This is a genomic window from Mycobacterium sp. 1081908.1, assembly GCF_001673535.1.
In the GTDB taxonomy this organism is placed as follows: domain Bacteria; phylum Actinomycetota; class Actinomycetes; order Mycobacteriales; family Mycobacteriaceae; genus Mycobacterium.
Map to the genome: position 1 here is coordinate 139,130 of NZ_LZLY01000119.1, position 12,754 is coordinate 151,883.

12 protein-coding genes and 1 riboswitch are annotated in these 12,754 nt (G+C 68.8%); of the genes, 7 read left to right on the forward strand and 5 right to left on the reverse strand.

Translation table 11 applies throughout. From position 1 onward, the window contains the following. The first annotated feature begins 4 nt into the window (after window positions 1-4). Complete coding sequence (locus A5655_RS19185; protein ID WP_067012643.1) at window positions 5-661, forward strand: SDR family oxidoreductase; 657 nt, start codon at window positions 5-7, stop codon at window positions 659-661. Between the two features lie 57 nt (window positions 662-718). After that, the gene (locus A5655_RS19190; protein WP_067012644.1) at window positions 719-1,651 is read left to right on the forward strand and encodes a cytochrome P450; all 933 of its coding nucleotides are present in this window, start codon (window positions 719-721) and stop codon (window positions 1,649-1,651) included. A 19-nt stretch (window positions 1,652-1,670) separates the two neighbouring features. Here the strand turns inward: A5655_RS19190 and A5655_RS19195 are convergent, their stop codons facing one another. Beyond that, complete coding sequence (locus A5655_RS19195) at window positions 1,671-1,898, reverse strand: hypothetical protein (protein WP_067012646.1); 228 nt, start codon at window positions 1,896-1,898, stop codon at window positions 1,671-1,673. 109 nt (window positions 1,899-2,007) lie between these two features. Then, window positions 2,008-2,198: riboswitch (cobalamin riboswitch) on the forward strand. 127 nt (window positions 2,199-2,325) lie between these two features. Between A5655_RS19195 and metE the strand changes: the two genes are divergently transcribed. Beyond that, window positions 2,326-4,599 carry a 5-methyltetrahydropteroyltriglutamate--homocysteine S-methyltransferase gene (metE, locus tag A5655_RS19200; RefSeq protein WP_067012648.1) on the forward strand — a complete coding sequence of 758 codons (2,274 nt, stop codon included), beginning with the start codon at window positions 2,326-2,328 and terminating at the stop codon, window positions 4,597-4,599. A gap of 39 nt (window positions 4,600-4,638) precedes the next feature. Here the strand turns inward: metE and A5655_RS19205 are convergent, their stop codons facing one another. Beyond that, window positions 4,639-6,387: a DUF3556 domain-containing protein gene (locus tag A5655_RS19205; RefSeq protein ID WP_067012650.1), complete on the reverse strand. Its 1,749-nt coding sequence runs from the start codon at window positions 6,385-6,387 to the stop codon at window positions 4,639-4,641. A 109-nt stretch (window positions 6,388-6,496) separates the two neighbouring features. Here A5655_RS19205 and A5655_RS19210 point away from each other — a divergent pair, with 109 nt between their 5' ends. Next, complete coding sequence (locus A5655_RS19210; RefSeq protein ID WP_067012652.1) at window positions 6,497-6,715, forward strand: hypothetical protein; 219 nt, start codon at window positions 6,497-6,499, stop codon at window positions 6,713-6,715. Between the two features lie 80 nt (window positions 6,716-6,795). On the opposite strand, the gene prpD is transcribed toward A5655_RS19210, so the two are convergent. Beyond that, window positions 6,796-8,295, reverse strand: coding sequence for a 2-methylcitrate dehydratase PrpD (prpD, locus tag A5655_RS19215; RefSeq protein WP_067012696.1), 1,500 nt, complete (start codon window positions 8,293-8,295; stop codon window positions 6,796-6,798). A gap of 412 nt (window positions 8,296-8,707) precedes the next feature. Between prpD and A5655_RS29450 the strand changes: the two genes are divergently transcribed. From A5655_RS29450 to A5655_RS19230, 3 genes are all read left to right on the forward strand, one after another. Then, entirely contained in the window at window positions 8,708-8,965 is a 258-nt protein-coding gene (locus A5655_RS29450) for a hypothetical protein (RefSeq protein WP_067012654.1), read from the forward strand. Between the two features lie 438 nt (window positions 8,966-9,403). Continuing rightward, window positions 9,404-10,465: a diguanylate cyclase gene (locus A5655_RS19225; protein WP_156764936.1), complete on the forward strand. Its 1,062-nt coding sequence runs from the start codon at window positions 9,404-9,406 to the stop codon at window positions 10,463-10,465. A 123-nt stretch (window positions 10,466-10,588) separates the two neighbouring features. Continuing rightward, window positions 10,589-11,959 (forward strand): NAD(P)/FAD-dependent oxidoreductase, encoded by a 1,371-nt coding sequence (locus tag A5655_RS19230; RefSeq protein ID WP_067012697.1) that lies wholly within the window; start codon window positions 10,589-10,591, stop codon window positions 11,957-11,959. A gap of 63 nt (window positions 11,960-12,022) precedes the next feature. Here A5655_RS19230 and A5655_RS19235 read toward each other — a convergent pair whose 3' ends face one another. Together A5655_RS19235 and A5655_RS19240 are read right to left on the reverse strand one after the other, a co-directional pair. Continuing rightward, window positions 12,023-12,307 (reverse strand): WXG100 family type VII secretion target, encoded by a 285-nt coding sequence (locus A5655_RS19235; protein WP_067012658.1) that lies wholly within the window; start codon window positions 12,305-12,307, stop codon window positions 12,023-12,025. A gap of 11 nt (window positions 12,308-12,318) precedes the next feature. Continuing rightward, window positions 12,319-12,615: a WXG100 family type VII secretion target gene (locus tag A5655_RS19240; RefSeq protein WP_067012659.1), complete on the reverse strand. Its 297-nt coding sequence runs from the start codon at window positions 12,613-12,615 to the stop codon at window positions 12,319-12,321. Between the last annotated feature and the right edge of the window lie 139 nt (window positions 12,616-12,754).

Below are 12,754 nucleotides of genomic sequence, written 5' to 3' on the forward strand. Positions count from 1 at the left end.
GGGCATGGCACGAGTCATCGTCATCGGCGGCCACGGCAAGGTCGCGCTGCAGCTGGCCCGCATCCTGACCGACCGCGGCGACGAGGTGAGTTCGGTCTTCCGCAACCCCGAGCACACCGACGACGTCGCGACGACCGGCGCCACCCCGGTGGTGGCCGACATCGAGCGACTCGACACCGACTCGCTGACCGGCCTGCTGGCGGGTCACGGCGCCGTCGTGTTCTCCGCCGGCGCGGGCGGCGGCAACCCGGCGCGGACCTACGCCGTCGACCGCGACGCGGCGATCCGGGTCATCGATGCCGCCCGCTGGGCGGGGGTGAGGCGGTTCGTGATGGTGTCCTACTTCGGCGCGGGTCCGGATCATGGTGTGCCGAGTGAGAATTCGTTTTTCCCCTATGCGGAGGCCAAGGCCGCCGCGGACGCGCACCTGCGGGCCAGCGACTTGGATTGGACGGTGCTGGGGCCCGGCCACCTCACCCTGGAACCGCCGACCGGACGCATCGTCATCGGCAAGGGGAAAGGCGAGGTCTCCCGGGCAGACGTCGCGCTCGCCATAGCCGCCGCGCTGGCCGACGACTCGACCATCGGCCGCACCATCGAGTTCAACAACGGCCCCGACGGGAACGGCGTCCCCATCGCCGATGCACTGGCCGCCCAGTAGACTCCGCTGCGCGCGGAGGGCCGCGGACTCGCCGATAGGCATGGAAGGACAGGGCACGTGAAACTTGCCGACTGTCCGGTCTTTCCCGACGCGGCCGGAGCCGCCCTGAGCACGGACCGCGGCGTGGGTTGGCGCCTGGCGCGCCAGGCCGGCCCGGTTTTGCGAGATCCGGCGGGCAACTGGGTGTTCGTCGTCGGGCGCGATGAGGTGCTGGCGCATCTGGACGATCCCACGTTGGATCGCGCCCGCGCCCTTCCCGAGAGCTATCTCGACGTTCACCAACGGCTATTCGCGCCGAAAGCTGCGCACGACATCGCGGCGGCGTTCCGCGCGACCGCCGCCGCACTGATCGATCGTTTCGCCGCCGCCGGTGGCGGTGACGCGGTGGCCGAGGTGACCGCGCCGATGGCCGACGCCGTTTTCGACATCGTGTCGCGCCTGCGGCTGTTGCCCACGGAGCACCTGGCCGGGCGGTCCGGCCACGTCTTCGCCGAGGCGTGCCGCAACCTGTCCAAACACGCCGGCTGGCATCTACTCGTGTTGGCGGGCGACCCCGAATTGTGCGACACGCTTCGACGCCACCCCGAGCTGATCCGCGGATTCGTCGAAGAGGTCCTCCGGTTGGAGCCGATGGTGCAGGGTTGCCAACGCTTTACCACCCAGCCGACGACGGTCGGCGGGGTGGAGCTGCCGGCCGGCGTGGTGGTGATGTTGTGCATCGCCGCCGTGCAGCGGGACGGCAGCGACTCCATGTCCACCGACGACCTTGTGATCGGCGTTAGGGCGCACCGGCATTGGAGCCTGGGCGCCGGGTCCATGCGTTGCCGTGGCGGGCACATCGTCCGGCAGGTGTTGCGCGTGCTGGTCGAGGAGTGGGTCGAGCGGGCCGCGCATATCGGAGTGGCTCCCGGTTTCCGGCCGGTGGCCGGGTTCCCGAATACGGAGAGCTCCTTGTGGCTGCCGAAGCTGCCGCTGGTGACGAGGGCTTAGCGCCGGTCGGTGCGCGTGCCTACGGTTGCGCGGGGCCGGGCGCGGGCGCCTTTCCCGAGAGGCACTGCTGAAGCTCCGGGCTACCGGGGGCGAAGTCGAAGCCGCAGTTGCAGTCGCGAGCGTCCTTGGGCGGGAGCGCATTGCAAAAGTCGGTGCCGGCCGAGGCCGATGGCGCGGTCCAGATGACAGCGCCGGCCAAGGTCGCCGCCGCAGTGCCGAACGTGGCCAGCAAAAGTCTCGTCTTCATGTTGGGTTTATAGCAGTACGGACGGTCCCGCGCTGCGCGAGCGAGCCTTGAGCGACGCGGTAAACTCCGCTGCGCAACTGGTTTGCCGTCGCCGCAGCCGCGGCGCCGGCATCGAGCGAGGCATGTTAGACGCCTTCGCGAGAGGGAACCCGGTGGAAGTCCGGGACTGTCCCGCAGCGGTAAGCAGGAACGACCGCCGTCACACGCACTGATCGAAAAATCGGGAAGCGACGGCCAGTAGGAGCACCACCCGGTGCGCGCCCGCGAGTCCGAAGACCTGCCGGCTGTGCCGGGCGCGCCGCGTCCGGCGGCTCATCGCCTCGTGGAATGGGCGTTTGGTCGTTGTCGTTGCGGCTTGTGTGCCGCGACGGGCTCGGCTGTTGCGTCCGCCGGCGGTGATCCACCCGTCGAGTGTTAGGACGAAGTAGTGACCACCTCTCAACCATTCACCGCCACCGTCACCGGCTCCCCCCGCATCGGCCCCAAGCGCGAACTCAAGCGCGCCACCGAGGGTTACTGGGCCGGACGCACCGGCCGGGCCGAACTCGAGTCCGTCGCCGCCTCGCTGCGCCGCGACATGTGGACTCACCTGGCGTCCGCCGGCCTGGACTCGGTGCCGGTGAACACGTTCTCCTATTACGACCAGATGCTCGACACGGCCGTGATGCTCGGCGCGCTGCCGGTGCGCGCCACCGAGGTCCCCGACGAGCTGGACCGCTACTTCGCCCTCGCCCGCGGCAACGACGACATCGCGCCGCTGGAGATGACGAAGTGGTTCGACACCAACTACCACTACCTGGTGCCCGAGATCGAGCCCGCGACCCGGTTCGCGCTCAACCCCGACAAGGTGCTCTCGGAGCTGAAAGAAGCTCTTGCGCAAGGCATTCCCGCGCGGCCCGTCGTCATCGGTCCGATCACGTTCCTGCTGTTGAGCAAGGGCATCAACGGCGCCGGCGCGCCGATCGAGCGGCTCCGCGAGCTGCTGCCGATCTACTCCGAGCTGCTCTCGCTGCTCGCCGAGCACGGCGCGCAGTGGGTACAGTTCGACGAGCCGGCGCTGGTGACCGACATCTCCCCCGACGCGCCCGCGCTGGCCGAGGCCGTCTACTCCGCGCTCGGCTCGGTGAGCAACCGGCCCGCGATCCACGTCGCCACCTACTTCGGCGACCCGGGCGCGGCGCTGGCGGGCCTGGCCCGCACGCCCGTCGAAGCGATCGGCATCGACCTGGTGGCCGGCGCCGGCACCGCGGTGGCGGGCATTCCCGAACTGTCCGGCAAGCTGCTGGTCGCCGGCATCGTCGACGGGCGCAACGTCTGGCGCACCGACCTGGAATCGGCGCTGGCCAAGCTGACCGCCCTGCTGGGTTCGGCCGGCAGCGTGGCGGTTTCGACATCGTGCTCCACCATGCACGTGCCGTATTCGCTGGAGCCCGAAACGGATCTGGACGACAACCTGCGCAGCTGGCTGGCGTTCGGGTCCGAAAAGGTAAGCGAGGTCGTCACTCTCGCGCGCGCCCTCTGCGAGGGCCGCGACGCGGTTGCCGACCAGATCGCGGCGTCCAATGCGGCCGTCGCGTCCCGCCGCAGCGATCCGCGGCTGCACAACGCCGGGGTTCGCGCCCGGATCGAGGAGATCATCGCGTCGGGCACGCACCGCGGGGACGCGGCCGAGCGCCGCGCCAGCCAGGATGCGCGGCTGCACCTGCCGCCCCTGCCGACCACGACGATCGGCTCCTACCCGCAGACGTCGGCGATCCGCAAGGCGCGCGCCGCTTTTCGCGCCGGCGAGATTGACGAGGCCGAGTATGTCGCCAAGATGCGCAAGGAGATCGCCGACGTCATCGCGCTGCAGGAGCAGTTGGGCCTGGACGTGCTGGTGCACGGGGAGCCGGAGCGCAACGACATGGTCCAGTACTTCGCCGAGCAGCTGGACGGCTTCTTCGCGACGCAGAACGGCTGGGTGCAGTCCTACGGCAGCCGCTGCGTGCGACCGCCGATCCTCTATGGCGACGTCGAGCGGACCCACCCGATGACCGTCGAGTGGATCAGCTACGCGCAGTCGCTGACCGACAAGCCGGTGAAGGGCATGTTGACCGGGCCGGTCACGATTTTGGCCTGGTCGTTCGTCCGCGACGACCAGCCGCTGGCCGACACCGCCAACCAGGTGGCGCTGGCCATTCGCGACGAGACGGTGGACCTGCAGGCGGCGGGTATCGCGGTGATCCAGGTCGACGAGCCCGCGCTGCGCGAGCTGCTGCCGCTGCGCCGCGCCCAGCAGGAGGACTACTTGCGCTGGGCCGTAACGGCTTTCCGGCTGGCCACCTCCGGCGTGGCCGACTCGACGCAGATCCACACCCACCTGTGCTACTCGGAGTTCGGTGAGGTGATCGGCGCCATCGCCGACCTGGACGCCGACGTCACGTCGCTCGAGGCGGCCCGCTCGCACATGGAGGTGCTGGACGACCTGAACTCGGTCGGCTTCGCCAACAGCGTCGGCCCGGGCGTCTACGACATCCACTCCCCGCGGGTGCCCACCGCGGCCGAAATGGCCGAGTCGCTGCGCGCCGCGCTGAGAGCGGTTCCGCCGCAACGGCTTTGGGTCAACCCCGACTGCGGGCTGAAGACCCGCAACGTCGACGAGGTGACCGCGTCGCTGCGCAACATGGTCGCCGCGGCGCAGGAGGTACGGGCCGGGGCTTGACCCCGAGCGTCGCGCTGGCGCGCCGTTCGGCGCCGAGCGTCACTCTGGCGTAACGCTCGGCGCCTCGTCCGACAGCACCTGGACCGGCACGTCGTCGGCCCAGGGCTGGCGGGTCACCATGTCGGCGACCCGCACGATGCCGCGCTCGAACTCGCCGGTCGCCGCGTCCACCAGCCGGTAGGCCTGCGTCTGCTTGTGGATGGGTTGCGCATCCAGCAGCACGACGCGCACCTCACCGGGCTCAAAGTGGCAGCGTTGCTGCATGGCGGTGATGAGTTGCTCGTTGTGCATGTGGCCGTCGCCGAAGTTCCAGCCGATCGCGGTGCTGCAGATCCGCTCGCCGTCGGTGATGACGTAGTCGTCCTCGTTCTGCCCCGCCATCGCGCGGTGCGCGAGCGTGAACAGGGCGCGGCCGTGGGTGTTGAACCCGCGGAACGCATACCCCATGAAAATCGGGATCTGCGCGGCCTCCGGGCTGCCGTAGAAGCGCTCCAGCTGGGCCTGCGGCATGCTGGCGATCGCCACGATGCCCCGGCCGATCTTCTCGTTGGCCGACGGCTTGATGCACCACAGCGTGGTGTCCCAGTTGCCGGCGTAGTAGCGCATCCCCGGCAGGAACGAGATCTTGCGCGGAAACATGTTGCCCAGCACCACTATTCCCGCGATGACGACGAACAGGATCGCGACCACCACCGGATGCCTCAGGTCGGCCAGCCCCAGGCGGGCGTGCGCGACGAACAGCGACAGCACGCCGAAGATCATGAAGACGTTCCACTCCAGCGGCACGCCCATCGGGATCGACACCAGGATGCCCAGGTGGAAGCACACCATCACGATGGCGGCGACCGTCGTCGGCCAGCCGCCGTGGCAGAAGAACAGCGGCAGCGGCACCAGCATCTCGATGGCGGTGCTGACGTGGGCCAGGAACCGAGACAGCCGGCCCGGCCGCAGGTCGTCGGGGAACTTCTCGAAGAAGCGCCGTTTCAGCGCCCGGGGCCGCACCAGGGGGTTGTTGGACATCATCGTGGAGATGACGAACGGGAAGTGCTTGTTGAGCTTCGACGTCGCCGCGCCCATCCAGATGACCAGGAACACCACCTTGGATCCGACGATCATGTCCGGCCCGGCGAAGAGGAAGGTGACCGCCATCGTCGCGTAGACCTCGCCGCGCGCGGCCAGGAAGATCACCTTGTCGCGCAGTCCCAGCACGCCGAGGATCAGCAGGATCCACACGATCTCCGACACCGGCAGCAGCCCCACCTTCGTGCCCAGCTCCGGCACCCGCCCGGTGCCGTCGGAGAACAGCGCCGACAGGATCGCCACCAGCAGCGCCGCGTACAGGAAGACGTCCACCGGCCTGCGGGCGCTGCCCTTGGTTAACGGGACGCGGTCCGGCCACGGTGGCAGCCGGATGGTGCCGAACCGCATCCAGTACAGGATCGAGCCCAGCGGCGGGAAGAACCGGTTGTTCAGCGGGCCAAAGCCGCAACCCAGCCCGACCACCTCGAACAGCATCGTGTAGAGCACGACCTTCTCGAACGCGATCGGCTCCGACCACCAGTGCGCAACGTTGGTGAACCCGCCGAGTCCCTCGGTGGCCGAGGCGAACAGCCACCCGCCCAGGATGTAGAGGAGGATCTTGACGACGTAGAACAGGTGCAGTGCGATCGGCGTGCCGAAACCCACCTCGGCCCAGTGCCGGGCCATCGGGCGGATCTTCTCGCTGCGGGTGCCCTTGTTCCATTCCTCCATGTCGAGCTGCGGCAGCTCGGGCTTGAGAAATCCCATGGTTTGACAGATTAGAACGCGTTCTAGGCGCGTGGCTTGGGTAGGGGCGAAGAATCCTTTGCCTAGGGGTTAACCGGCGGATACCGTGAAACCGCTAGGAGACTCCACCATGAACAGACTTCGATTCCTCGTCGCGGCGCTGGTGGCCGCCGTCGCACCCGTGGCCGGCGGCGCTGTCGCCCGGGCCGACGCCCCCGGACCGGGTGACTCCTGCACGGTGCTGCACGCCACCACTCAGGACGCCAACGGACGGACGATGTGGTGCAACCCCACCATGACCGGCGCCCATTCTTTGGTGTGGCAATACGGCGGGCCCTCGACCCCGTAGCCGCGCCCGTGTGTGCGCCGGCGGCTTTTCATTGTGCGCTCACGGCGACGACACGCCGGACGGCTTCGCCGTAGTGCAACTCAGTCAAAGATCCCGGGCGGGGTCGCCGGCGCGGCATCCAGCAGCCGCTGGTCGATCACGATATTCAGCGCATCCACCGACTCGAGGTCGGCCAGGGCGTCGACGGCGGAGAGGAACCTGCGCTGCTCGGCCGGATCGACGATCCCGTCGGCCAGCTCGGTGAACTTGTTGACGTACTGCGGGCGCCGGAAGGGCCGGGCGCCGAAGGGATGGGCGTCGGCCACGGCGAGCTCGTCGTTGATCACCTCCCCGCTTTTGAGCGTCACCTCGGCGCGGGCCCCGAACGCCTTTTCGGCCGGGTCGGTCGCGTGGTAGCGGTGGGTCCATTCCGGGTCCTCGACGGTGGAGATCTTGCGCCACAGGTCGACGGTGTCGCGCCGATGGGCCCGTTCCGGAGCGTAGGAGCGCTCGTGGTGCCAGGTGCCGTCCTGCAGCGCGACGGCGAAGATGTAGGGCAGCGAGTGGTCGAGCGTCTCGCGTGACGCGTCGGGGTCGAACTTCTGGGGATCGCCGGATCCCGTGCCGATCACCACGTGGGTGTGGTGGCTGGTGTGCAGCACGATCGCCGCGACCTGCTCCAGGTCGCCGATTCTCCCGCGCAGCCGCCGGGCCAGGTCGATCGGCGCCTGGCTCTGATACTCCGCCGAGTGCTCCTTGGTGTAGCTGTCCAGAATGGCGCGCTTGGGTTCGCCGGGAGCGGGCAGCGGCACGCGGTATTCGCGCTCGGGGCCACCCAGCAACCGGGCGATCACCCCGTCCTCGCCCTCCCAGATCGGGGCCGGCGACCGCTCGCCGCGCATCGCCCGATCGACCGCCTCGATCGCGACCTTTCCGGCGTGCGCCGGCGCGAACGCCTTCCAGCTGGAGATCAAACCCTTCCGCGACTGCCGGGTGCTGGTGGTCAGGTGCAAAGCCTGCCCGATCGCCTGGTAGACGGTCTCGGTGTCCAGCCGAAGCATGGTGCCGATGCCGGCGGCCACCGACGGCCCGAGGTGGGCGACGTGGTCGATCTTGTGCTCGTGCAGGCAGATTCCGCGGGCCAGGTCGATCTGGACCTCGTACGCGGTCGCCACGCCGCGGATCAGGTCGGCGCCGCCCACGCCGAGCCGCTGCGCCACCGCGATCAGCGGCGGGATGTTGTCGCCGGGGTGGGCATACTCGGCGGCCAGAAACGTGTCGTGGAAGTCGAGCTCGCGCACCGCGACGCCGTTGGCCCACGCCGCCCATTCCACCGAGTAGGCACCGGGGACGCCGAAAACCCGCGCCCCCGGCTGGGCGCGATGCGCCAGCGCCTGCCGGCGGGCCACGGTGACGGGCCGCCGCAGCACGGCCGCGGCGCTGACGGCGGCGTTGTCGATGATCCGGTTGGCCACCATCTCCGACGTCTCCGGCTCGACGGCCACCGGGTCGGCGGCGACCTCCGCGATCTTGGCGGCCAGGTGTTTCGCGCGCGGGAAGTCGTCGGAGCTACGCCGCGCCCGGACCGTGTGCAGCAGCATGATCAATGAGTACGTGACGCCGCAGCCCACGACAAATGGAGCATGGCGCTACTCAATCCCGGCCGTGCGCGTCGTCGGATGCTGATCTGGTGACCAACGATCTCAGCGACCGCGAAGCCGCGCTGCAGCAGCAACGCGAGCCTGACGCCAAGGAAGGGATTCGCAACGCCGGTATTGGGTGAGCGCGCGGTGGTTTTGGGGGCGAGCATGGTCGGGCTGCTCGCCGCCGGCGCCCGCTCCGCCAACGAATCCGCCTCGGCCATCCGGCCACATCGCAGAAGTGCGCCGACATGTGGACGTTCCCGGCGCGGCTTGACCGCCGACGCGGTGACCACGCTCAGCGCGGTCGACGCGGAACACCATCGGAGCTATCGGATTTGTCGACCACGAGCGCGAACTGGCATGCGCCTGGGTGGCCGCGTGCCAGGGCGCGGTCGGCGAAGCAATCGAGATCGCGGGGGCGGCGGCCGAAACGGCCTGTGCCAACGGGCAATTCGCGGCGGAAGTGATGTGCCTGCAGAACGCCACCCAGTTCGGTGACGGCCGCTGTGCGCCTCGGTTGCGGGAACTGGAAACCATTGTGGAGGGCCCGCGCGCCGGGATCGCGGCGCGGTCCGCGGCCGCCCTGCGCGCCGGCGATGGGGCCGAATTGGCCGCGGTGTCAGCGTAATTCGAGGCGATCGGGGACCTGGTTGCCGCGGTCGATGCGGCCGCGCACGCGGCCATCGCCTGTCGCCGCGGCGACTTGCCGGGATCGGCGTTGAAGTGCTCGGCTCGAGCGGACGCGCTTGGCCCAAGGGTGCGGCGGCGCCCGCACTCCGGCGCTGCGCCAGGCCAGTGAGCGGCTGCCCTTCACCGATCGCGAGCGCGAGATCGTGATGCTGCTCGGACGGGGCTTGTCCGGCCGAGCGGCTGACCTTGTCCGTCCGCACCGTCGAGGGCCATATCTACCGGGCCATGGCCAAAACCGGCGTGATCACCCGCGACGAGCTTGCGACATTGTTGCGCAACGATCGATCGAGTTGACGGGCTCGGTCGCCGTTTCGTCAGATTTGCAACGCCGACCGCCGTTTGGTGCTGAGCTATCCCCTGAAGGGAGGTGTGCAGCGTGTCGCGGTTCAAGTCGTGGCTGGGCGAGCCCAATCACTTCGACTGGATCACGGCAACCTTGCGCGAGCGCGGACTGCTTCGCGCGGCACAGGTGACCCTGGCTGTCATCTCCTCGATATCGGCGCTGGTACCGGTGGCCACCATGTTCAGCATGCGCCGCCCGGCGGCCGAGGTGGTGCTCGTCGACGCGGGCGCGGCGGTCTTCGTCGTCGCGGTCAGCGTCTACTGGTTGACGCGCTGGCCTACCCGGATCCAATCGGAGATTTTCGGAGTTATCGCCGCGACATGCATCGCCGGGTGGAGCCTGACCCAGCCGACCGCCGCCCTGGCGGCCGTCGGCTGCTGCGCGATGGCCACGAACAGCGGGTACGTCGCGCTCTTCCACAACAATAAATTTCTGGCGTTCAGCGTCACCCTGTCGGGCATCGTCACCGTCGCGACGGCGGTGCACCTGGCCCGGGAGGTCGACGTCGGAACCGGGCTCGCCGCGTTTTGGGTGATCGCGATGCTCAACGTGTCGTTCCCGGTGGCGATGCGAGGGATGTCGCGCGCCATGGGGACCTACGCGGAGCGCGCCGACGAAGACTCGCTGACGGGGCTTTTCAACCGACGAGCGTTCATCGCCGCCCTCACCCGCAGGCTCGGCGATCCGCGCGCCGACGACACCCACCTGACCATGACCATGGTCGACCTGGACGCGTTCAAGCGCATCAACGACACCCTCGGCCACGCCGCGGGCGACCGCGCACTGATCGCCGTCGCCGAAGTGCTGCGGCAACAAGCCGCACCGACGGCGATGCTGTGTCGCGCCGGCGGCGAAGAGTTCCTCGTCGCCGCCATCGGCCCGTCGCCGGACGCCGAGGCGATTTCGGCGCGACTGGCCGCCGCCATCGCCGCCCTGCCGCAGGGGCTGACGGCCAGCATCGGTACCGCCACCGCCGAACTGTCCCCGATGGGCACATCCGACATTCCCGGACTCATCGAAAAGCTCATCGACGTCGCGGACAGCGCGATGTACACGGCCAAACGCCGCGGCGGCAATCAGGCCCATCACCTTTGACCCGTCGCCTCAACGGATTTGAACCGCCCGAGAAATCGGGGTGAACACGCCACTAGCGGTCCCGCGATCGGTGTAGTTTGCTGCTTGGGGCGGGCCCGAGCTTGACCAGTGAAGGAGTCAGTCGTGTCAGATGTCGATTACTGCGTGGTCGGGGCCGGGTTCGCGGGTTTGACGGCCGCCCTGCGGTTGAAGCAAGCCGGTCGCTCGGTGGCCTTGCTGGAGGCGCGCGACCGGATCGGCGGCCGCACGTTCACCGTCACTCGCGACGACGGCACCTGGATCGACCGCGGCGGCGCCTGGGTCGGGCCGGGCCAGGATCGCATCTACGCGATGATGGACGAGTTCGGCGTGCCGGAATACAAGCAGCACAACGACGGCGACGCGATGATGATCGTCGACGGCAAGAAACACCGCTACGGCGGCACCATCCCGTGGTCGATGAGCCCGTGGGCGGTCGCCAACCTCGGCGTCGGTTTGCTCTCCATCGAGAACATGTGCAAAGCGGTTCCGCGGCAAGCGCCGTGGGAGGCGAAGAACGCCGCCGAGTGGGACCGCATCAGCCTCGGCGAATGGATCGACAAGAACACCATGTCCAAGCAGGCCCGCGAGATGCTGGACATGGCGCTGTCGGGCGTATACACCTCGGCCGGGTCGGAGACGTCGCTGCTGTGGGCGCTGACGCAGATGGGGTCGGGCGGCGGCCCCACGTTCGTCATCTCGGGCAAGGGCGGCGCCCAGGACGCCCGGCCCGTCGGGGGGATGGGCGCCATCTACCGGCAGATCGCCGCCGAACTCGGTGACGCGCTGCACCTTTCGCGCCCCGTCCGGCAGATCACCCAGGACGCCGACGGTGTGACGGTCGCCGCGGAGGGCCTGACGGTGCGGGCGCGGCGGGCCATTGTCGCCATCCCGCTCGCCATCGCCAGTTCGATTGTGTACGAGCCGATGTTGCCGGTCGACCGGGCGCTGCTGCACCAGCGCATGCCCAGTGGCGCCGTCATCAAGATCTCGATCATCTACGACGAGCCGTTCTGGCGTGCGGACGGATTGTGCGGCCAGTCGGCCGCGCCCGGGTCCCTGGCCACGCTCACCATCGACGCCTGCACCAACACCGCGGACCTCGGAATCATGTGCGTGATCACCGAGGGACCGGCCGCACGCCGGCTGACGAAGATGGACGAGGCCGACCGGAAAGCGGCGATCATCGCCGAGCTCGTCGACCGGTTCGGCAGCAAGGCCAAGTCGCCGCTGGAATTCCACGAGCAGAACTGGACTACCGAGCGCTACTCCGGTGGCGGCATGATCAGCCACGCCCCGACCGGCGTGCTGACCGAATTCGGTTACACCCTGCGCGAGCCCTGCGGCCGCGTGCACTGGGCCGGCACGGAGAGCTCGGCCATCATGTGCGGCTGGATAGACGGCGCGATCCGCTCGGGCGAGCGCGCGGCGGCCGAGGTGATGGCGACCGAAACCGCCGCGGCCGCAGTCACTTAGCGTCCGACATGCCACGGGCGCGGGTCGACACGCCATTGTGTGACCCGCGCCCGAGGGCATCGGTCACGCCCAGCCGGAACCCACCGCCGAATCGGTGCTGGCCATGTTGCTCCCCGCGGACTGTACCTTCGCGCCGTGGGCGTTGGCCTGCTCGTAGATCACCTGGAAGTTGCGGCCCAGCTGCGTGATGAATTCCTGACAGGCCACCGACCCGGCGCCACCCCAGAAATCCCCCGCCGCCAGCACGTCTCGCACGATCGCCTGGTGTTCGGCCTCCAGCGACGCCGCCTGCGCCCGGATCACGGCCCCGTGCGAGTCCACGTCCCCGAATTGATAACTGATCGTCATTGCCGAATCTCCTAGCTGCTCAACGCCTGCTGCGAGGCCTGCTCTTGCTGTTCGTAGTTGTTGGCGTCGCGGACCAGCCCGTCGCGCACGCCGTGCAGCATGCTCACGATGTTGCGAAACGCCTGATTCATTTGTCCCATCGTGTCGTAGGACGTCGCCTGGGCCGTCCCGCTCCAGCCGGCACCCGAAATGTTTTGCGACGACGCCCACATGCGTCGCGCCTCGTCCTCGACCGTCTGCGCGTGCACCGAGAAACGGCTCGCCATTTCCCGCATCGCGTAGGGATCGGTCATAAACCGACTAGCCATCACTTGCTCCCTTCATGAAATGAATCTCGTTGTGCCGCCGCGCCACACGCGGCGGCGAATCTCAACAGCCCGACCGGAAATGTCCCAGCCGGGAACACCGCTGTCCCGGTCATCGATTCGTAGTCTGGCGAAAGGACTT